This is a genomic window from Streptomyces sp. NPDC025618 (genome assembly GCF_055558795.1).
Genome location: NZ_JBVHLW010000004.1, coordinates 119,250 through 140,212 on the forward strand (window position 1 = coordinate 119,250; position 20,963 = coordinate 140,212).

The 20,963-nt window shown below is 72.8% G+C and carries 16 protein-coding genes; 5 read left to right on the plus strand and 11 right to left on the minus strand.

What is annotated here, in order from left to right; genetic code table 11:
• Positions 1 to 8: 8 nt before the first annotated feature.
• The gene (gene alr, locus ACZ4A5_RS06080; RefSeq protein ID WP_467578894.1) at positions 9 to 1,226 is read right to left on the minus strand and encodes an alanine racemase; all 1,218 of its coding nucleotides are present in this window, start codon (positions 1,224 to 1,226) and stop codon (positions 9 to 11) included.
• Positions 1,227 to 1,325: 99 nt separating this feature from the next.
• On the opposite strand from alr, the gene ACZ4A5_RS06085 reads away from it, so the two are divergent.
• Entirely contained in the window at positions 1,326 to 2,762 is a 1,437-nt protein-coding gene (locus tag ACZ4A5_RS06085) for an NAD(P)H-hydrate dehydratase (protein WP_467578896.1), read from the plus strand.
• Positions 2,763 to 2,804: 42 nt separating this feature from the next.
• On the opposite strand, the gene ACZ4A5_RS06090 is transcribed toward ACZ4A5_RS06085, so the two are convergent.
• Positions 2,805 to 6,164, minus strand: a complete 3,360-nt coding sequence (locus tag ACZ4A5_RS06090) for an NACHT domain-containing protein (RefSeq protein WP_467578898.1) — start codon at positions 6,162 to 6,164, stop codon at positions 2,805 to 2,807.
• Positions 6,165 to 6,301: 137 nt separating this feature from the next.
• Between ACZ4A5_RS06090 and ACZ4A5_RS06095 the strand changes: the two genes are divergently transcribed.
• Complete coding sequence (locus ACZ4A5_RS06095; RefSeq protein WP_467579131.1) at positions 6,302 to 7,030, plus strand: SDR family NAD(P)-dependent oxidoreductase; 729 nt, start codon at positions 6,302 to 6,304, stop codon at positions 7,028 to 7,030.
• 91 nt (positions 7,031 to 7,121) lie between these two features.
• Here ACZ4A5_RS06095 and ACZ4A5_RS06100 read toward each other — a convergent pair whose 3' ends face one another.
• The 3 genes from ACZ4A5_RS06100 to ACZ4A5_RS06110 form a co-directional block, all read right to left on the minus strand.
• Positions 7,122 to 7,490 (minus strand): holo-ACP synthase, encoded by a 369-nt coding sequence (locus tag ACZ4A5_RS06100; RefSeq protein ID WP_467578900.1) that lies wholly within the window; start codon positions 7,488 to 7,490, stop codon positions 7,122 to 7,124.
• Positions 7,487 to 9,334: a glutamine--fructose-6-phosphate transaminase (isomerizing) gene (gene glmS / locus ACZ4A5_RS06105; RefSeq protein WP_467578902.1), complete on the minus strand. Its 1,848-nt coding sequence runs from the start codon at positions 9,332 to 9,334 to the stop codon at positions 7,487 to 7,489. Before glmS ends, ACZ4A5_RS06100 begins: the two co-directional genes overlap by 4 nt.
• 89 nt (positions 9,335 to 9,423) lie before the next feature.
• On the minus strand, positions 9,424 to 9,720 hold the full coding sequence (locus ACZ4A5_RS06110; protein ID WP_467578904.1) for a hypothetical protein: 297 nt from the start codon (positions 9,718 to 9,720) through the stop codon (positions 9,424 to 9,426).
• 201 nt (positions 9,721 to 9,921) lie between these two features.
• On the opposite strand from ACZ4A5_RS06110, the gene coaA reads away from it, so the two are divergent.
• Entirely contained in the window at positions 9,922 to 10,911 is a 990-nt protein-coding gene (coaA, locus tag ACZ4A5_RS06115) for a type I pantothenate kinase (protein WP_398869000.1), read from the plus strand.
• A 64-nt stretch (positions 10,912 to 10,975) separates the two neighbouring features.
• Here coaA and glmM read toward each other — a convergent pair whose 3' ends face one another.
• From glmM to ACZ4A5_RS06135, 4 genes are all read right to left on the minus strand, one after another.
• Positions 10,976 to 12,334 (minus strand): phosphoglucosamine mutase, encoded by a 1,359-nt coding sequence (gene glmM, locus ACZ4A5_RS06120; RefSeq protein ID WP_467578906.1) that lies wholly within the window; start codon positions 12,332 to 12,334, stop codon positions 10,976 to 10,978.
• Between the two features lie 194 nt (positions 12,335 to 12,528).
• Entirely contained in the window at positions 12,529 to 13,044 is a 516-nt protein-coding gene (gene rpsI, locus ACZ4A5_RS06125; RefSeq protein WP_398868997.1) for a 30S ribosomal protein S9, read from the minus strand.
• Positions 13,045 to 13,087: 43 nt separating this feature from the next.
• Positions 13,088 to 13,534, minus strand: coding sequence for a 50S ribosomal protein L13 (gene rplM, locus ACZ4A5_RS06130; protein ID WP_361521834.1), 447 nt, complete (start codon positions 13,532 to 13,534; stop codon positions 13,088 to 13,090).
• Between the two features lie 496 nt (positions 13,535 to 14,030).
• Positions 14,031 to 15,650 carry an ABC-F family ATP-binding cassette domain-containing protein gene (locus ACZ4A5_RS06135; RefSeq protein ID WP_467578908.1) on the minus strand — a complete coding sequence of 540 codons (1,620 nt, stop codon included), beginning with the start codon at positions 15,648 to 15,650 and terminating at the stop codon, positions 14,031 to 14,033.
• Positions 15,651 to 15,706: 56 nt separating this feature from the next.
• Between ACZ4A5_RS06135 and ACZ4A5_RS06140 the strand changes: the two genes are divergently transcribed.
• Positions 15,707 to 16,615: a hypothetical protein gene (locus ACZ4A5_RS06140; RefSeq protein ID WP_467578910.1), complete on the plus strand. Its 909-nt coding sequence runs from the start codon at positions 15,707 to 15,709 to the stop codon at positions 16,613 to 16,615.
• Positions 16,616 to 16,829: 214 nt separating this feature from the next.
• Here the strand turns inward: ACZ4A5_RS06140 and ACZ4A5_RS06145 are convergent, their stop codons facing one another.
• A complete protein-coding gene (locus tag ACZ4A5_RS06145) occupies positions 16,830 to 17,591 on the minus strand; it encodes a hypothetical protein (RefSeq protein ID WP_467578912.1) in 762 nt (253 codons plus the stop codon).
• A 312-nt stretch (positions 17,592 to 17,903) separates the two neighbouring features.
• Here ACZ4A5_RS06145 and ACZ4A5_RS06150 point away from each other — a divergent pair, with 312 nt between their 5' ends.
• Positions 17,904 to 20,024: a glycosyltransferase gene (locus ACZ4A5_RS06150; RefSeq protein ID WP_467578914.1), complete on the plus strand. Its 2,121-nt coding sequence runs from the start codon at positions 17,904 to 17,906 to the stop codon at positions 20,022 to 20,024.
• A gap of 66 nt (positions 20,025 to 20,090) precedes the next feature.
• Here the strand turns inward: ACZ4A5_RS06150 and truA are convergent, their stop codons facing one another.
• Positions 20,091 to 20,945 (minus strand): tRNA pseudouridine(38-40) synthase TruA, encoded by an 855-nt coding sequence (truA, locus tag ACZ4A5_RS06155; RefSeq protein ID WP_361521849.1) that lies wholly within the window; start codon positions 20,943 to 20,945, stop codon positions 20,091 to 20,093.
• Positions 20,946 to 20,963 lie beyond the last annotated feature (18 nt).

Below are 20,963 nucleotides of genomic sequence, written 5' to 3' on the forward strand. Positions count from 1 at the left end.
CCCGTGTCCTAGCTCTCCTGCCCGATCACGTCCGTGCTCTCGTTCACGTTCTCCCGCGCGGCCCCGTTCACACCCGCGTCCATGTCCACGTTCTCACCGACATAGACGCGAGGCACCCGGCTGGTGATGCGCGTGACGACCTCATAGGCGATGGTTCCGGTCGCCCGCGCCCAGTCCTCGGCGGTCGGCTCGCCCCGGTCGCCCGGTCCGAACAGCACCGCCTCGTCGCCCGCACGCGCGCTGTCGCCGCCCAGGTCGACCACGAACTGGTCCATGGCCACCCGGCCCGCGACCGTCCGCCACTTGCCCCCGATCAGCACGGGCCCCGTCCCGGAAGCGGCGCGCGGGATCCCGTCCGCGTAGCCGACGGGAACGAGGGCGAGAGTAGTGTCCCCCGGCGTGACGTAGTGATGCCCGTATGAGACACCGTGCCCGCCCGGCACCCGCTTGACCGAGGCGAGGGACGCGGAGAGCGTCATCACGGGCCGCAGACCGAGCTCGGCGGACGTGCCGAGCTCGGGGCTCGGCGAGACGCCGTAGATCGCCAGGCCGGTGCGGACGAGGTCGAAGTGGCTCTCCGGCAGCGTGAGGGTCGCCGGGGAGTTGGCTATGTGCCGCACCTCCGGCTCGATGCCCCGCGCCTCGGCATAGGACACCGCGTCCTCGAAGACCCGCAGCTGCGCCTGGATGGACGGGTGGCCCGGCTCGTCCGCGCACGCGAAGTGCGACCACACACCGGTGACCTCGATCAGGCCCTCGTCCTCCGCGGCGCGGGCGGCGGCGATCAGTTCCGGCCAGTCGTCGGGCTGGCAGCCGCTGCGGCCGAGACCGGTGTCGATCTTCAGCTGTACGCGGGCGGCGCGGCCGCACGCGCGGGCCGCCTCGCTCACCTCGCGCACGGCCCACAGACCGCTCACCGACACGTCGACGTCCGCCTCGACCGCCTCCCGCCAGGGCCCGCCCGGCGTCCACAGCCAGCACATCAGGCGGCCCCGGTCACCGGCCGCGCGGAGCGCGAGCGCCTCCTCCGGCGTGGCCGTGCCGATCCAGGCCGCGCCCGCCTCACGAGCCGCCCTGGCACACGGGATCGCGCCGTGGCCGTACGCGTCCGCCTTCACCACGGCCATCAGCTGCGCCCGGGGCGCACGGGCGCGCAGCAGGCGTACGTTGGCCCGCAGGGCGGCCAGGTCGACCAGGGCACGGGCGCGCATCGGTGTCTCGTTCATCCCCGTCAGTCTCTCAGGTGTCCGTTTCCGTGCGCTCCCACTGCCGGATCCGCCGCGATACAGGGGCGTGCGGAGGACCTGAAGGTGACACTGGGGAGCATGAGGACTGCGTACAGCGTCGAGACCGTACGGGCCGCCGAGCGCGCGCTCATGGCACAGCTCCCCCAGGGCGCCCTGATGCAGCGCGCGGCCGCCGGGCTCGCGGCCGCCTGCGCGAGCCTGCTGGGGCGTACGTACGGGGCGCGGATCGCGCTGCTCGTCGGCAGCGGGGACAACGGCGGGGACGCGCTCCACGCCGGCGCCCGGCTCGCCCGGCGCGGCGCGGGCGTCACCGCCGTCCTGCTCGCCCCGGAGCGCACGCACGCGGGCGGCCTGGCCGCGCTGCGGGCCGCGGGCGGGCGGGTCGCCTCCGCGGAGGCCGCGGAGGCGGCCGTGCGCCGCGCCGACCTCGTCATGGACGGCATCGTCGGCATCGGCGGCAAGGGCGGACTGCGGCCGGAGGCGGAGGCGCTGGTACGGGCCGCGTACGCGGGGGGCGGGACGATCGTCTCCGTCGACCTGCCGAGCGGCGTCGACGCGGACACCGGCGAGGTGCGCGGCGCGGCCGTGCGCGCGGACGTGACCGTCACCTTCGGCGCGTACAAACCCGGCCTCCTGCTCGACCCCGCGCGCGAACACGCGGGCGCGCTGCGGCTGGTCGACATCGGGCTGCGGCTGCCGTCCGGGCCGGACGCCGAGGCGCTCCAGCACGCGGACGTCGCCTGGCTGCTGCCGCGCCCGCAGGCGGAGAGCGACAAATACCGGCGCGGTGTCGTCGGCGTCGTCGCGGGCTCGGCCCGCTATCCGGGCGCCGCGGTGCTCGCCGTGGCCGGCGCGCTGCACGGGGGCGCGGGGGCCGTGCGCTACGTCGGCCCCGCGGCGGAGGCGGTCATCGCCCGCTTCCCCGAGACGCTCGTCTCCGCGGGCCCGCCGTCGAAGGCGGGGCGGGTACAGGCGTGGGTCGTCGGCCCCGGTCTCGGTGACGGCGCGGACGCGCGGCAGGCGCTGGAGGATGTCCTGGCCTCGGACGTCCCGGTCCTGATCGACGCGGACGGGCTCCGCCTGCTCTCCCCCGAGGCCCTGCGGGCCCGCTCCGCCGGAACCGTCCTCACCCCGCACGCGGGCGAGGCCGCCGTCCTCCTCGGCCAGACCCGCGAACGCGTCGAGTCCGCCCGCCTGGTGTCCGTACGCGCCCTGGCCGGGCGCTACGGCGCCACCGTCCTCCTCAAGGGCTCCACCACGGCGGTCGCCGCCGCCCGCCACGCGGTACGCGTCAACCCCACGGGCACCCCCTGGCTCGCGACGGCGGGCAGCGGCGACGTCCTGTCGGGCCTGACGGGCGCCCTCCTGGCAGCGGGCCTCACGGGCTACGACGCCGCGTCGGCGGGCGCCTACCTCCACGGCCTGGCGGCCCGCTCCCTGGGCCAGGCCCCGCTGACGGCCTCGGCGGTGGTGGAGGCGCTGCGGGGGGTGTGGCGGGAGGTGGTGGAGGGGTGAGGGGCGGTTGACCGGGAGCCGGTGTCCGACCGGCGAGCGGCACTACCCACGCCGCCACTCCGCCGTCACCGTGAGTTCCGCGCCCGCCGGGAGGCGGTGGGCGTTGAGGACCGGGCCGCTGTGTTCTATGAAGATGCAGAAGGACTTCAGGTCCGCCAAGTGCGCCGCGTCCAGGGGTTCCGTCGAGGAGCCGCAGTAGAACCAGAGTTCCTCGAGGCCGGGAAACGCGCGCGCCACGTGGGCCAGCCCGGCGAGGTGCCGTGGCTCTTCCAGGAACAGGCGCCGCACCTGCGGCAGCGGTGCGGCGGACGCCCAGGCCGTCAAGGACTCGTCGGTGACCCTCAATTCCCTCAGCGCGGGGAGGTGCTCCAGCGCCAGGCGGCCGCTCGCGGCCGTGTCCGTGCCGAAGTACGACACCGAGATCAGCGCGCGGCACCCCGCCGCGTCCCGCAGCCGCAGTTCGGCCGACGGGCCCCGGCCCAGCCTCAGGTACTGGAGGCCCGGCGGCAGGGACACCTCCGGGCCCGGCCGTGGCCCCATGGGAGGCCAGTCGAGGGCCAGCACCTCCAGCCTCGCCATGTCCGCCACGGCGTCCAGGTCGCCGGGGTCGTGACTGACCGCGAGGTTCAGCGTGTGGAGTGCCTCGCTGTGCACGGCGCCCAGGTGCGACCACCCGCGCGACTCCGCGATGCCGAGCGCCGCCACCGGCGGGCAGGAGCGCAGCGCGCTGAGGTCGACGACCTCCGGGTTCGAGCGGAACGACAGCGTGTTCAGCACCGGGGTGCCCAGGTCCGTCAGGTCGTCCGCCGTGAGCGCGCCCACGCACCGCACCCAAGGCCGGCCGCCGAGCCGTTTCAGCGCGGAGACCTGGGCCTTCGACTGCACCACGAATTCCAGGTCCTCCACCCCCTCACCCGTATAGGCGAGTTTGGCTATCACATCGTCCGCGTAGTGGTCGGTGTCGAACCGGTCCCACGCCCAGACGAGCTGGGCGCGCACCCCGAGGTGCCGGTGGTCGGCGTATTCGGACAGCAGGGGAATGGCCCGGGCGTCCGCCACCGTCGTCGCGGCCACGACGACGGCGTGCGCGACCTCGTCCGACTTGCTGCCGAACTTCTGCAGCCGCTCACTGCCGGGACCGGGCAGCAGGTCGAGGATGACCCCGCCCGCCCGCGCCAGCACCTTCGCCGACTGCACGTCGCGCGGCGGCACCAGCCGCAGCGCCGCGTCGGCCACCCGTCTGCGTACGGCCGGGTCGAGCTCCGTCGCGTGCTCCAGGCAGGCCGCCGCCAGCAGCCGCAGCCGCTGCCGGTGCGGCTCGTCCCGCGCGGCCCGGTCCAGCAGCATCCCCAGCAGCTCGTCCCGGCCGCGCCGGTTCGCGTGGCCGACGGCCATGCGCAGGACGTCCTCCCACTGGTCGTCGTGCGCGTGCTCGACCAGGACGCCGAAGTCCCCTTCGTCGACGGCCGCCTGGGCACCCAGGTAGTCCTGGAACGTGCGGTGGATGAAGTCCAGCGTGTCCGCCGTCGGCTGCCGCAACAGCCCGCTCCGCAGCACCAGATGGCGCAGGATGCCCGCCGCGTCACCCTGCTCCGCCAGCGACGGCATGTACGGCAGCGCGCCCTCGACGATCCGTACGGCCTTGGGCCACTCGATCTCGGAACGGCCGTTGCGGATCAGCCAGTACGCGATCTTCTGCAACAGCACGACCTGCTGGGCGTGGTCGAGCCCCGGGCCGGGTATGTCGCGCTCCCGGTCGCGCCGCACGAGCAGCAGCTCCAGCGCGGCGCGGTACAGCTCCATCCGGCCCTCCGGGAGGCTGCCGCGCCGGGAGCGGTTGAGCGCGCAGATCAGCGCGCACATCAGGGGGTTGGTGGCGAGCCGGCCGAGGTCCGGCTTGGTCACCACCGCCTTGGCGAGCGCCGCCCGGAAGTCCGGGATCCGCTCGCTTCCCCGCCGGCCCGCGGCCGCGTGCCAGCGGTCGATGAAGGCGGCGACGTCGCCCCGGCTCATCGGCAGCAGCTCCAGCTCCGTGAAACCGGCGTCCGCGAGCCAGCCCTCCCGTACGGCGGCGGGGCGGGTGGTGATGACGTACCGGGCCTCCGGATAGGCGGCGAGCAGCTCCTTGATCCAGGTCAGGGTGCGGCGGCGGTCGGCCTCGGGGACCTCGTCCACCCCGTCGATCAGCAGCAGGACGCGCCCTTCGGCGAGCCGCCGCGTCACCCAGCCCCGGGCGGCGGGCTGCCCGGACAGCGGCCGGGCAGCGGTGTGCAGGAACTCCTCCGGGCCCGGCAGGCCGCCCCGCCGGATGAGCGTACGCAGCGGGAGCGGCAGCGGCACACAGCCGCGTAAGTGGTCGAGGCCCGGCGGCAGTTCGCCCTTCGCGGTGAGCGTGGTGAGCCACTGCAGCAGCGTCGTCTTGCCCGAGCCCGCGGCGCCGCGCAGCAGGACGCGGCGCTGTCCGGCGAGGGCCGCCTCGGCGCGGCGCGGTGAGGTCACCGGGGGACAGCTGCTCCCGGGGCGGTGACCCGGATCGAAGCCCGTCCCCACGTCCCAGTGCGCGCCGCGCCCCGGCCGCGGGGCGAGCCGCTCCACGCCCGTCATCTCCAGGCTCAGGTAGGCCGGGTCCAGCGGCCACGCCTCCCCTTCGGTGTCGGACAGCGTCAGGCCGACGATCGTCAATTCCCCGGCACGGCCGCCGAGGTACTCCCGCAGCCGCCGCTCGAACGCCTCGTCCTCCAGCTCCGCGGGCGACGCCGGCGCGCGCGACACCGGCTCGTGGCCGTGCTCCGCGCACAGCTCCAGGAACGCCGGGTCCCACAGCACGCCGGACAGGGGCGTCACCACCAGCCGCCCGTGCGGCCAGCCGCTCGGGTCCTCGCGGACGACACCGCACAGCAGACCGCCCGCGAAGACCGCCGCACCGGACATCCCGGCCCACGGCGACCCGCCGTCCGCCGGCGCGGCCGGGGCGCCGTGGTCGCTGTCGAGCACGTGGTGTTCGCCGAGCAGCCCGCTGCCGGGCTTGAGGGTGCCGACGAGCTGTTCGGTGTCGAGCTCGTCGTACGCGTCCCGGGCGACCTGCGGAAAGCCGACCGCCTGCGCCCCGCGCCAGACGCGCAGGTCGCCGATCAGCCCCCAGACGACCGGCTCGAAGGCCGCCGCCGTCTCCGGCGGCACCAGGTCCCGCTCGGCCAGGAGCAGCGCGACGTCGTGCTTCCCGTCGCCCCGGGCCCACAGCGTCCGGCAGTCCACCAGGCCGACGCCACCGGGAACGGCCACCCGCACGGGCTCCTCCGCCACGTGGGCGGCCGTCAGCACGAGACGTGGGGCGAGCAGATAGCCGCTGCCCTGCGTCCACTGTCCGATGACGGCCGCTATGCGTTCCTTCGCTGGATGCACGGGCACAGGCTACTCAGCGCCCCCGCCAACCGCCCCGGAACGAAGGCCGGTCAGGGCTCCATTCCTCGCGTACCAGTAGCTACCGTCAGCCTCATGACAACAGCGCCCTCGGCCTCTTAGCAGGCAGGACCGCCCTCATCACCGGCGCCGGCGACGGCATAGGCGCGGCCGCCGCCCGTGTGTTCTGTCGTGAGGGCGCGGCCGTCACCCTCGTCGCGCGGAGCGAGGAGAAGCCGGCCGCGCTCACCGAGGAGCTCACCGGCAGCGGCCACCGGGCCGCGTACGCCGTCGCCGACGTCGCCCTCCCCCGCGAGGCCGCCCACGCGGTCGAGGCCGCCGTCCGGAACTTCGGCGGGCTGGACATCGCGTTCAACAACGCCGGTGTGTGGGCCGCCCGGTCGCCCATGCACCTGGTGGGCGACGACGTCTACGACGGCATCATGGACACCAACGTGCGCGGCGTCTGGAACTGCATGCGCGCCGAGATCGCCGTGATGCTCGCACGGGGCGGCGGCACCATCGTGAACAACAGCAGCGCCGCGGGGCTCGTCGCCACCCCCGCCGCCGCGCCGTACATCGCCGCGAAGCACGCCGTCATCGGGCTGACCGAGGCCGCGGCGGCCGAATACGCGGAAGCGGGCATCAGGATCAACGCCCTCGCGCCCGGCATCACCCTCATCGAGGAGGTCGCCGGATATCTGCGGAGCGTTCCGGAGGCGGCGGAGGCGATGCACAGGTCGTCGCTGCTGCCGCGCGGCGCGCGGCCGGAGGAGATCGCCGAGGCGGCCGCGTGGGTCGCCTGCGACCGCGCGTCCTTCGTCGTGGGCGCGACCGTCCCGGTGGACGGCGGCTGGACCACGCGCTGAACGCCCCCGGACGCCGGACGAGCGGGGCGCGCCGCGCCTGATCGTCAACGCGCCGCACGGACAGGCCCGTCCGGCCTCCGAGGACGCCCCCTCACTTCTCCGCGATCACCACGGCCGACGCGATGCCCGCGTCATGGCTCAGGGAGACGTGCCAGGAGCACACCCCCAGCTCCTCGGCGCGCGCCGCGACCGTGCCGGTGACCACCAGGCGCGGCTGGCCGGTCGGCTCGGTGGTCACCTCCGCGTCCGTCCACAGCAGATTGCCGGGCGCGCCCAGGGCCTTGGCCACGGCCTCCTTCGCGGCGAAGCGGGCGGCGAGGGAGGCGATGCCCCGCCGCTCGCCGCTCACCAGATACAGCTCGCGCTCGACGAAGAGCCGGCCGGCCAGGCCGGGCGTGCGGCGCAGGGCCGCGTCGAAGCGCTCGATCTCGGCGACGTCGATGCCCACTCCGACGATCATTCGACGGTCACCGACTTCGCGAGGTTGCGGGGCTGGTCGACCTCGTTGCCGCGCGCGGTGGCGAGCTCGCAGGCGAAGACCTGGAGCGGCACGGTGGCCACGAGGGGCTGGAGCAGCACGGGAGTCTGCGGGATCTCGATGAGGTGGTCGGCGTAGGGGCGTACGGCCTCGTCGCCCCGCTCGGCGATCACGATCGTCCGGGCGCCCCGCGCGCGGATCTCCTGGATGTTGGAGACGATCTTGTCGTGGAGCACCGAGCGGCCGCGCGGCGAGGGGACGACCACGACGACCGGCAGGTCCCGCTCGATCAGCGCGATCGGGCCGTGCTTCAGCTCGCCGGCGGCGAAGCCCTCGGCGTGCATATAGGCCAGCTCCTTGAGCTTCAGGGCGCCCTCCAGGGCCACCGGATAGCCGACGTGCCTGCCGAGGAAGAGCACCGTGTTCTTGTCCGCCAGGGAGCGGGCCAGCTCCCGTACGGGCTCCATCGTCTCCAGCACCTCGTCCACCTGCGTGGCGATCGCGGAGAGCTCGCGCACGACCGAGCGGATCTCGTCGCCCCACTTCGTGCCGCGCACCTGGCCCAGATACAGCGCGACGAGGTAGCAGGCCACCAGCTGGGTCAGGAACGCCTTCGTGGACGCCACCGCGACCTCGGGCCCGGCGTGGGTGTAGAGCACGGCGTCCGACTCGCGGGGGATCGTCGAGCCGTTGGTGTTGCAGATCGCGAGCACCCGCGCGCCCTGCTCCCGCGCGTGCCGCAGGGCCATCAGGGTGTCCATCGTCTCGCCGGACTGGCTGATCGCGATCACCAGCGTCCGCTGGTCGAGGATCGGGTCGCGGTAGCGGAACTCGCTCGCCAGCTCCGTCTCGCACGGGATCCGCGTCCAGTGCTCGATGGCGTACTTCGCGATCATGCCCGCGTGGTACGCCGTGCCGCACGCCACGATGACGACCTTGTCGACCTCGCGCAGCACGGAGCCGGGGATGCGCACCTCGTCCAGCGCCAGCGTGCCCGCCGCGTCGATCCGGCCGAGCAGGGTGTCCGCGACGGCCTTCGGCTGCTCGGCGATCTCCTTGAGCATGAAGTAGTCGTAGCCGCCCTTCTCGGCGGCGGAGGCGTCCCAGTCCACGTGGTACGCGCGGACGTCCGCGGGCGCGCCGTCGAAGTCCGTGACGGTCACGCCGTCGCGGCGCAGCTCCACGACCTGGTCCTGGCCGAGCTCCAGGGCGTCGCGGGTGTGGGCGATGAAGGCGGCGACGTCGGAGGCGAGGAAGGACTCGCCGGCCCCGACGCCGACGACCAGCGGGGAGTTGCGGCGGGCGCCGACGACGACGTCCGGCTCGTCGGCGTGCACGGCGACGAGGGTGAACGCGCCCTCCAGCCGGCGGCACACCTGCCGCATCGACTCGGCGAGGTCGCCGCAGGAGGAGAACGCCTCGGACAGCAGGTGCGAGACGACCTCGGTGTCGGTCTCGGAGCCCAGGGCGTGACCGCGCTCGGCCAGCTCGGCGCGCAGCTCGGCGAAGTTCTCGATGATGCCGTTGTGGACGACCGCGACGCGGCCCGCGTTGTCGAGGTGCGGGTGGGCGTTGGCGTCGGTGGGGCCGCCGTGGGTGGCCCAGCGGGTGTGGCCGATGCCGGTCGGGCCGGACGGCAGCGGGCGGTCGGCGAGCTCCTTCTCCAGATTGGCGAGCTTGCCCGCCTTCTTCGCGGCCGCGAGCCCGCCGTCGGCGAGCACGGCGACCCCGGCCGAGTCATAGCCGCGGTACTCCAGGCGCTTCAGCCCGGCCAATACGACGTCGAGGGCGCACTGCCCTCCCACATAGCCAACGATTCCGCACATGCGCAGCAGCGTACGGCCCAGGGCCCGGCGGGTGCCCCCAATGGCGGAACGCGGGCGCCCGGAAGTGTCCACGCGCCCCCGTGGGCCCCTCAACGCCCCCGCTCGATGCGGTCGATCGCGTCCTGGACCAGTTCGAGGTACTCGATCTCCTCGCACCGCGGCTTGCTGCCGAACTCATAGCGGTCCAGGCAGTCGCCCAGGTCCTGGCCGAGGTCCTCGTCCGGCAGCTCGGCGGCCAGCTCGCCCGCGACCAGCGCGGCGAAGTCGGGGCGCGGGTCCGCCGCCGCCCGGACGTCCTGGGCGGGGCGCGGGCGGCGCGCGAGGCGGCGTACGAAGTGGCGCAGGGAGACCCTGACGGAGTTGCGCAGGGCGCGGAGAACGAACACGGCGTTCCTAGCGGGGGTGCGGCGGCCGGTGGTGGGTGCCGGTGGCCGGAGAGGGGGACCGTAGTCCTGACCCGCCAGTAGGTACAGGGCCTCCGCGGAACTTCACCGTCCGGCAGCACGCGAGTCACCCGAAACCGGTGAGAACCCCCGCTTCCGCCACCCGGAAGTGAGCCGCGCGCCGCGCCCGCGCACAATGGGCCCGTGCCGACCACCTCAGAGCAGCAGCAGCGCCGCCGCGACTCGTCCCCCTATGTGGACCTGACCCGCGCGGAATGGAGCGCCCTGCGCGAGAACACCCCGCTGCCCCTGACCGCTGAGGAGGTCGAGCGGCTGCGCGGGCTCGGCGACGTCATCGACCTGGACGAGGTGCGGGACGTCTATCTGCCGCTCTCCCGGCTGCTCAACCTCTACGTCGGCGCCACCAGCCAGTTGCGGGGCACGCTCAACACCTTCCTCGGCGAGGCCGGGACCCGTGGCCACGGATCGCAGCCGGGCACGCCCTTCGTCATAGGGGTCGCGGGCAGCGTCGCCGTCGGCAAGTCGACCACCGCGCGCCTCCTCCAGGCGCTGCTGGCCCGCTGGCCGGAGCACCCGCGCGTCGAGCTGGTCACCACGGACGGCTTCCTGCTGCCCAACGCGGAGCTGCACCGCCGGGGCCTGATGTCGCGGAAGGGCTTCCCCGAGTCCTACGACCGCCGGGCCCTCACCCGCTTCGTCGCCGACGTGAAGGCGGGCAAGGAGGAGGTGACCGCGCCGGTCTACTCCCACCTGATCTACGACATCGTCCCCGGCGAGCGGCTGACCGTGCACCGCCCGGACATCCTGATCATCGAGGGCCTCAACGTCCTCCAGCCCGCCCTGCCGGGCAAGGACGGGCGCACGCGGGTGGGGCTCGCCGACTTCTTCGACTTCAGCGTCTACGTGGACGCGCGGGCGGAGGACATCGAGCGGTGGTACTACGACCGCTTCAAGAAGCTGCGCCTGACGGCGTTTCAGGACCCGCACTCGTTCTTCCGTCGGTACACGCAGGTGCCGGAGGAGGAGGCGCTGGATTACGCGAGACGCAACTGGCGCACCATCAACAAGCCGAACCTGCTGGAAAATGTGGCGCCGACGCGCGGCCGCTCGAACCTGATCCTCCGGAAGGGACCGGACCACAAGGTGCAGCGCCTGTCCTTGCGCAAGCTTTAGGGGTACGCGCGGGGTGGGGTGCGGTTCCGCTGCGCCTGCGGCGGACCCGCACCCCCCGAACCGCCTACCCCAGCGCCGACTTGACCGCGTCAGCGAGCCGCTCCGCGACAGACTTCGCCTGCTCGATGTCCGGCGCCTCCACCATGACCCGAACCAACGGCTCCGTCCCCGAGGACCGCAGAAGCACCCGCCCGGTAGCCCCGAGCTCCGCCTCCGCCGCGGCGACAGCCGCACCGAGCTCCTCGGAGGTCTTCACACGCGACTTGTCGACATCGCGCACGTTGATCAGGACCTGCGGCAGCCGCTCCATGACCCCGGCGAGGTCGGCCAGCGACCGGCCCGTCGCGGCGACGCGGGCCGCCAGCATCAGGCCGGTGAGGGTGCCGTCGCCGGTCGTCGCGTGGTCGAGGACGATGACGTGGCCGGACTGCTCGCCGCCGAGGGCGAAGCCGTGGGCCTTCATCTCCTCCAGCACATAGCGGTCGCCGACCGCGGTCTGGACGAGCTCGACGCCCTCGCGCTCCATGGCCAGCTTGAAGCCGAGGTTGGACATCACGGTGGCGACGACCGTGTTCTGGCGCAGCGAGCCCGCCTCGCGCATCGCGAGCGCTAGGACGGCCAGGATCTGGTCGCCGTCGACCTCGTTGCCCTTGGCGTCCACGGCCAGGCAGCGGTCGGCGTCACCGTCGTGGGCGACGCCCAGGTCGGCGCCGTGCTCGACCACGGCGGTACGCAGCTTGTCCAGGTGGGTGGAGCCGCACTCGTGGTTGATGTTGAGGCCGTCGGGCTCGGTGCCGATGGTGATCACCTCGGCGCCCGCGCGGGAGAACGCCTCGGGGGAGACGCGGGAGGCGGCACCGTGGGCGCCGTCGATGACGACCTTGAGGCCGTCCAGGCGGTTGGGCAGCACGCCGATGAGGTGGGCGACGTAGTTGTCGAAGCCCTGGTCGTACTCCCGGACCCGGCCGACACCGGCGCCGGTGGGCCGGTCCCAGGGCTCGCCGGAGGCGTGCGCCCGGTAGGTCTTCTCGATCCGGTCCTCGAGCTCGTCGGCGAGCTTGTGGCCGCCGCGGGCGAAGAACTTGACACCGTTGTCCGGCATGGCGTTGTGGCTGGCGGACAGCATCACGCCGAGGTCCGCGCCGAGCGCCCCCGTGAGATACGCGACGGCCGGCGTGGGCAGCACGCCCACCCGCAGGACGTCCACACCGGCGCTGGCGAGCCCGGCCACCACGGCGGCCTCCAGGAACTCCCCGGACGCGCGCGGGTCCCGTCCCACCACGGCCACGGGGCGGTGGCCCTCGAACGTACCCGCCTCGGCGAGCACATGCGCCGCGGCGACCGACAGACCGAGCGCCAGCTCGGCTGTCAGATCGGCGTTGGCCACACCGCGCACACCGTCCGTACCGAAGAGTCGTCCCACTGGTGTCCTCCGAAAAAACGCGGGGGTTACGGGGCCCGGGAGGGGCCCCCGCGAAAGAAAGGTGTCGAATCCGGAACCGGAGCGTTGCGCCCGGGTACATCCAGGTATACGCCCCGTGCCGCCGATAGCCGAACGCCCCGGCGGGCACGGAGCGTGCCGCCGGGGCGTTCGAGCAGAAGCAGCGAAGCCGCTGTTTAGCGCTTGCTGTACTGCGGAGCCTTGCGGGCCTTCTTCAGACCGGCCTTCTTGCGCTCGACCGCACGGTCGTCGCGGCTCAGGAAGCCGGCCTTCTTCAGCGGGCCGCGGTTGTTCTCCACGTCCGCCTCGTTCAGCGCGCGGGCCACACCGAGGCGCAGGGCGCCGGCCTGGCCGGACACGCCGCCACCCGCGATGCGGGCGACAACGTCGTAGCGGTCGTCGAGCTCGAGCACCTTGAAGGGCTCGTTGACTTCCTGCTGGTGCACCTTGTTGGGGAAGTAGTCCTCAAGGGTGCGGCCGTTGATCTTCCACTTGCCGGTGCCCGGGATGATCCGGACGCGGGCGATGGCGTTCTTACGACGACCCAGGCCGGCGGCCGGCTGCGGGTCACCGAAACGGGACGCGAGCGACTCGGAGGTGTACTCCCCCTCGACGATCTCGGTCTCGGTGGTGTACTCCTCGACGCCAACCTCGTCCTCGATGACGGGGGTCTCGGCGGTGGTCTCAGCCACGATTCTCCTCAGATACTTTCTGTCTGGTCGGCGGTGGCCGGGACTAGCCCTGCTTGACCTGGGTGATCTCGAACGGGACGGGCTGCTGGGCGGCGTGCGGGTGCTCGCTGCCCGAGTAGACCTTCAGCTTCGAGAGCATCTGACGGCCGAGGGAGTTCTTGGGGATCATGCCCTTGATGGCCTTCTCGACGGCCTTCTCGGGGCTCTTGTCGAGCAGCTCGTCGTAACGAACGGCACGGAGACCACCCGGGAAGCCGGAGTGGCGGTACGCCAGCTTCTGGGTCTTCTTGTTGCCGGACAGGTGCACCTTGTCGGCGTTGATGATGATGACGAAGTCACCCATGTCCATGTGCGGGGCGTACACAGGCTTGTGCTTGCCGCGCAGCAGGTTGGCGGCCTGGGAGGCCAGACGGCCCAGGACGACGTCCTGCGCGTCGATGATGTGCCACTGGCGCGTGACATCGCCGGGCTTGGGGCTGTACGTACGCACGGTCGTAGCCTTCGCTTCTTCAGTGAGTGTGGGTCCTGACACGTCTCTCCGGGCGGTCAACCGACACTGGCGGCGGCTCGGGGACGCAACCCGAACGCGCACCGGTGGTTTTCGGCCCGATGAGCAAGCGTAAGGGCCCCTCGCGTGAGAACGACCAAGCCAATACGCATAACGAACTCGTAGAGTACCGGTCGTCTACGGGCGGGGTCAAAACACATGGTCTCACCGGCGGCCGGGCCCCGCCAGCTAGGCCGTACGGGCTACGCCTGCGGCGGGCTTTCCCCAGCCCCGCCCCTTCCCGGCTGCATCTGATGTGCGGCTCCGCCGCGTGGAGGGCTGTCACCCCAGACCCCGCAACACGCTTCGCGCGTTGTCCTCAAACGCCGGACGGGCTGAATGTGCTGGCTACGGTCCGCACAACCAGCCCGTCCGGCGATTGAGGACAACGCGCGAAGGGCGCTCCCGCCGCAGGCGGAAGCAACCCGCACCCGGGAAACTACCGCCGTCGTGCCACCCGCGCCTCGTCCCACACCGGCTCCGGAACCTCCCGGACCAGGCCGTCCGAGCCGAACACCACAAATCGATCGAACGCACGAGCGAACCACCGATCGTGCGTCACCGCGAGCACCGTCCCCTCGTACGCCTCCAGCCCCTCCTGAAGCGCCTCCGCCGACTCCAGGTCCAGGTTGTCCGTCGGCTCGTCCAGCAGCAGGGCCGTCGTCCCGGCCAGCTCCAGGAGCAGGATCTGGAAGCGCGCCTGCTGCCCGCCCGACAGCTTCTCGAAGGGCTGGTCGCTCTGCTTCTCCAGCTCGTACCGCCGGAGCACGGACATCGCGCCGCCCCGGTCCTTCGCGTGCTCGGTCCAGAGGATGTCCACCAGCGTGCGGCCCAGCAGCTCGGGGTGCGCGTGGGTCTGGGCGAAGTGCCCGGCCACCACGCGGGCGCCCAGCTTCCACGTGCCCGTGTGGGCCACGTCGTCACCGGCGAGGAGCCGCAGGAAGTGGGACTTGCCGGAGCCGTTCGAGCCGAGCACCGCGACCCGCTCGCCGTAGAAGACCTCCAGGTCGAACGGCTTCATCAGGCCGGTGAGCTCCAGCTTCTCGCAGGTCACGGCCCGGACCCCGGTGCGCCCGCCGCGCAGCCGCATCCGGATGTCCTGCTCGCGCGGCGGCTCCGGCGGCGGGCCAGCCTCCTCGAACTTCCGCAGCCGGGTCTGCGCGGCGGCGTAGCGCGAGGCCATCTCGTGGCTGACCGCGGCCGCCTGCCGGAGGTTGATCACCAGCTTCTTCAGCTGGGCGTGCTTCTCGTCCCAGCGGCGGCGCAGCTCCTCGAAGCGGGCGAAGCGCTCCTTGCGGGCCTCGTGATAGGTGCCGAAGCCGCCGCCGTGCACCCAGACGTCCGACCCGGCCGGGCCCGGCTCGACGCTGATGATCTTCTCGGCGGCGCGGGCGAGCAGCTCACGGTCGTGGGAGACGAAGAGCACGGTCTTCTTCGTCTCGCGCAGCCGCTCCTCCAGCCAGCGCTTGCCGGGCACGTCGAGGTAGTTGTCCGGCTCGTCGAGGAGCAGCACCTCGTCCGTGCCGCGCAGCAGCGACTCCAGGACGAGCCGCTTCTGCTCACCGCCGGAGAGCGTGCGCACCTCGCGCCACTGCGCCTTCTCGTACGGGACGCCCAGGGCGGCCATCGTGCACATGTCCCAGACGGTCTCCGCCTCATAGCCACGCGCCTCGGCCCAGTCGGAGAGGGCCTGCGCGTAAGCCATCTGCGCGGCCTCGTCGTCCCGCGTCATGATCGCGTCCTCGGCCTGGTCCACGGCCGCGGCCGCTTCCCTGATCCTCGGCTGCGCCACGGATACCAGGAGGTCACGCACCGTACGCCCGTCGCGCACGGAGCCCACGAACTGCGGCATCACGCCGAGCCCGCCGGTGACCGAGACCGTGCCGCCGTGCGGCTGGAGCTCCCCGGAGATCAGCCGCAGCAGCGTCGTCTTGCCCGCGCCGTTCGCACCGACGAGCGCGACCGCCGCGCCCTCCCCGACCCGGAAGGAGACGTCACCGAGCAGCGCCCGGCCGTCCGGAAGATAGAACTCCAGGTGCGCTGCTTCGACGTGTCCCATGGGTGGGATTGTCGCCGCTGGTGAGGGGTGCGACCAACCGGATTACGATGCACGCCATGAGCTTTGGGCAGGGAGGGCCGCACGGGGCCCCGGGGGAACCCCATCGGCCGACTCCGCAGTGGGGCCCGCCCCCGCAGCCACCGCCCTGGGGGCCCGCGGCCGACACGCCGCGGACGCCCGACTGGTCGGCCCTCGCCGACGACACCGCCGCCCGCGACCGCCGCCGCAAGTGGCTCCTCCTCGGTGGCGGCGGCGCGCTCGCCACGGCCGCGGTCGCCACGGCCGTGACCTTCGCGGTCGCCGGCTCGCACGGCGGCGGCAAGCAGTCCGGCCTGCCCGCGCCCGAGAAGCTGCCGAGCTCCTCCGGCGCCCCGGAGCCGTCCTTCTCCGAATCCGCCCCGCCGCCCCCGCCGAACCCCCTCGACTTCATATCCAGCGCCGACAAGGACAAGGCGCCGCTGAGCACCAAGACGCTCTTCCCGCACACCAAGCCGGTCCTGTACAAGCGCAAATACGAGCAGACCGCCACCGCCACCACGACGGACTGCGCCTCCGCGACCCAGGGCGCGCTCGGCTCCGTCCTCACCGACAACGGCTGCCGCGAGGTGCTGCGCGCCACGTACGTACGGGACGGGATCGCGGTCACCGTCGGCGTCGCCGTCTTCGACGACAAGGCGGCCGCGGCCAAGGCCAAGGACCAGTCCTCCGGCAACATCGCCTCCCTCTCCGGCGACAACGACCCCGCCTTCTGCCGCGCGACGGCCTGCCGCCTGACGGCGAACGCGCAGGGGCGCTACGCGTACTTCACGGTGGCGGGGTACGCGAACGGGAAGGCGGTGGGTGAAAGCGATACCGCCGCGCTGACGGCCGGCCGTGACGTGTCGGACTACACGTTCCGCCGCATCATGTACCGGGCTCAGGCACAGGCGGCGGATTCGGTACGGTCGAGCGCGCCGCGGGCTTAGGGCTTTTCCCCAGCGCCCTGCGGGCGCGTCCTCAATCTCCCCCAGCTAACGCTGGGAGGTGCCCCCAACGGGCTGGTTATGGCTGAGCTCAGCCATAACCAGCCCGTCCGGCGATTGAGGACAACGCGCGAAGCGTGTTGCGGGGGTCTGGGGGATCACCCCCAGTTTCGGGAAGGGGCGGGTAGGGGAAAAAGCCCGCCGCAGGCGCCGCCCGTCACCCCGACGGATCCTCGTCCTCGTCGTCCTCCCCGGACCCCACCGCGGCGGAGCCGGCAGAGCCCCCACCCCCCGCCACCCCCCGAAGCTTCGCCACCTGCGCCCGCACAAGCGCGAGCGGCACCGTCACCCCGTCCGGATCCGAAAGACTCGTCGCGAAGAACATCGCGAGCGTCCTCCCCGACCGCACGGCGGTGATCAGGCTGGGCGCCCGCTCGGCCACGTTCTCCAGGCGGATCGCCACGGCCTCGTCCCCCAGCTCGGGTGGCGACAGCGTGCGGACCGCCTCGAACTCCTGCGGCTCGCCCTCGCCCGTTCGCATCCGGAAACCGTCCGCGCAGGCGGCGGCCGCCGTACGCAGGGCCTCCAGCGTGTCGGCCGCGCCGTCCCCCGCGTACTCCGAGACGCGGATCATGCCCATGAGGCCCTCGAAGTCCATGTCCTCGCCGGTCTTGGCGAAGGTGCGCACCAGCGTCGCGGTGGGCGCGGGCCGCAGCCGGAAGCCCAGCGCGTCGGCCAGCGGCCGGCACGCCTCGGTGTCCGTACGGGGCGTGCCCGCGCCCGCCGCGCCCTCGCCCGCCTTCTCGATCCGGAAGCCGGGCACCTCGTGCGCGCCCAGCTCCACCCGTCTCAGCTCGGCGGGACCCGGCACCGCCGCCTTCTCCGGGCGGGGCGCCCCACGGGACCCGCCGCCGTCTGCACCACACCCGGCCGTCAGCCCGAGGGCCACGACCGCGGAGACCGCCACCATCGCCTTCACACCCCCAGCCTCCCAGCGCCCGCGGGGTCCGTCCGGGCGCCACGCCCGGCGCTCCGGTTACCCTCTGGACGGCTGTCCGAGCGCCTCCGGCGCACGGCCAGCGGGGGCGATCACCCCCTTGACCCACGACCTGTGACTCAAGCCACAATGTAGGCTTCGCAGGCAACCGATACCCCTCCCAACGGTCTTTACCGACGGATCGGACCGCACCCGACCAACACTTGGCCCAGCGGTCCGCACAAGGGGCAGACCCGGACACCCAGGCCAGGGGGAAGGACGGACGCGGCGCCGACGTGCCGCGCACACACCGCCATGAAGATCTCTTTCCTTTTGCAGAACGCCTACGGCATCGGCGGCACGATCCGCTCCACGTTCAACGTCGCCGGCGCCCTCGCGGCCCGCCACGACGTGGAGATCGTGTCGATCCACAGAACCGGTGGCACGCCCAAGCTCCCCCTGCACCGCAAGGTCAAGCTGGTCCACCTCATCGACACCCGCGCCGAGACCGGCGCCGACCGGGACAACCCGGCCCTGGAGCAGGACAGCGCGCTGGTCCCGCCCGTCGAGGCGAAGGGCGCGCAGTTCAGCGCGCTCACCGACAAGCGCGTCGCCGAGCACCTCGCCCGCACCGACGCCGATGTCGTGATCGCCACCCGCCCCGGCCTGGTGATGTATCTCGCGGAGTTCGGCCAGGACCGCTACCTCAAGATCGGTCAGGAGCACCGGATCTACGGCACGCACGAGCCGAACATCCGCGCCGCCCAGGACCGCGCCATCCCGCTGCTGGACGCGCACACCGCCGTCTCCGAGGCCGACGCGGCCACCCACCGCGAGCACTTCCCGGGCGTGAAGACCAAGCTGATCGCGCTGCCCAACGGCGTCCCGCCGTCCGAGGTCGAGCCCTCCGACAGCACCGTCAAGCTGGTCGTCGCCGCGGGCCGCCTCATCCCCGTCAAGCGCTACGACCTGCTGGTCAAGGCGTGGGCCACCGTCGCCGCCGCCCGCCCCGACTGGAAGCTGCGGATCTACGGCCGCGGCCCCCAGCAGGCCAAGCTGCGCGAGCAGATCGACAAGCTGGGTCTCAACGAGCACGTCCGCCTCATGGGCCCCCACTCCCCCATCGAGACCGAGTGGGCCAAGGGCTCCATCGCCGCCGTGACCTCCCGCGAGGAGTCCTTCGGCATGACGATCGTGGAGGCCATGAACTGCGGCGTGCCCGTCGTCGCCACCGACTGCCCGCACGGCCCCGGCGAGATCATCAGCGACGGCAAGGACGGCCTGCTCGTCACCAACCTCGACAGCGACGCCATCGCCAAGGGCCTGCTCAAGCTGATCGAGGACGACGAACTCCGGCACGCCATGGGCAAAGCCGCCCTGGTCTCCGCCGAGCGCTATCAGCCGGACGCCATCGCCCGCCGCTACGAGGACCTCATCGAGAGCCTCGGCGGCGACACCGGCACCCCCGCCGCCCCTGCCGGCAGCGCCCCGAGCGAGCCCCGCAAGCCGGCGCCCGTGCCGCTGTCGAAGGTGCTGCGCCGCACCGCCGGCAAGCTCCTCCGCCCGCTGCGCCGCTCCGTGGCCAAGCCCGCCACCCCGGCGGTCAAGGCGGCCATAAAGGAGATCGTCCGCAAGCCGCTGCGCTGCACGGCGTCCTGCCGCGTCGACGCCGACGGCAATCTCGTGGTCTCCGTCGACCGCAAGGGCCTGTCCGGCGAGAAGCTGTCCCTGACGGTCACCCGCCGCAAGGAGGGCAAGCCGGTCAGCGTGCCCCTCAAGGCCGCGGCCGACGGCAAGGGCCCCTACACCGCGGTGCTCGACCGCCGCGAACTCCGCCTGGGCGAAGGCCGTTGGGACTTCCACGTCGTGCGGGGTGACGACGGCGCCCGCCGCCGGGTCGTCTCGCACCTCGCCGAGGGCCGCGGACTGGTGGAGCTGGAGCCGCTGACCGGCTCCCCGTTCACCTGGTGGGTGCCCTATCCCACCGTCGACGGCTTCCTCGCGCTGCGCGCCTGGAACCGCAAGCAGCACGCCGAGGCCCGCACGGTCCGGCAGGGCAACAACGCGCTGACGGTCGAAGGCACCCTGCACGGCGCGGAGTTCACCGTCGGCAGCGAACCCGTCCTCGTCGCCACCCCGCGCATCGAGGCGGCCTCGGCGGTGACCGTTCCGGTGACGGTCGTCAACGGCACGGCCTTCACCTTCAACCTGCCGTACGCCGACCTGCGCCACGCCCGCGCCGGGGACGAGAACACCGTCTGGGACCTGGCCGTGCGCCCGGCCCCCGACGCCGAGCCGATCCGTGTCGCCCGGCTCATCGGTGACATCGTCGACCGCAACAAGACCGACATCTATCCGGTGATCGACGGCATCAAGCCGTACTTCACGGTCAACAGCGACCTCGCCGTCAGCTGCCCCGCCCCTGACGCTTCCTGACGTCGCATCAAAAAGCGCCGGGCGGGCTGGAGTTCCAGCCCGCCCGGCGCTTTCGCGCGCGGCGCTTCAGCAGCAGCCCGCCCCGGGCAGCGTGCGCTTGTTGCGTGCCTCCCGGTTGCGCGCGGCGAGTTCGGAGTCCGCCGGATAGCCGACCTCTTCGAGCGTCAGCCCGTGCGGCCGTACGACATGCACCGCGGAATCGCGCACGCCCGCGGCCAGCACCTTGCCCGGCCAGTCCACCGGCCGGTGCCCGTCGCCGACGAACAGCAGCGCGCCCACCAGCGAACGCACCATGTTGTGGCAGAAGGCGTCGGCCTTCACCGTCGCGGTGACGACACCCGAGGCGTCCCGCTCCCAACTCAGCCGCTGGAGCGTGCGGATGGTGGTCGCACCCTCGCGCTTCTTGCAGTACGCGGCGAAGTCGTGCTCCCCGAGCAGCGCGCGCGAGGCGGCGTTCATCGCGTCGACGTCCAACGGCCAGTCGTGCCACAGGACATGACCGCGCAACAGCGGATCGACGCCGCCCACGTGATCGGTCACGCGGTAGGCGTACCGCCGCCAGATCGCCGAGAAGCGCGCGTTGAAACCGGCCGGAGCCTCCGCGACCTTCCACACCCGCACATCGTGCGACAGCCGTCCGGCGAGCCGGCGGAGCAGCTTCTCCTCGTGCTCGGCCCACACCTCGGCCGGCAGGTCGACGTGCGCGACCTGGCCACGGGCGTGCACCCCGGAGTCCGTACGGCCGGCGACCGTCAGCTCATAGGTCTCGGACGACCGCGTCACCGTACGCAGGGCGGACTCGATCTCGCCCTGCACGGTACGCAGGCCCGAGCGCTGCTTGGCCCAGCCGGAGAAGTCCTTGCCGTCGTACGACAGATCCAGCCGCACCCGCACAAAGCCGGGCTCAACTTCGTCACTCACCGAGAGTTCCTCGTTTCA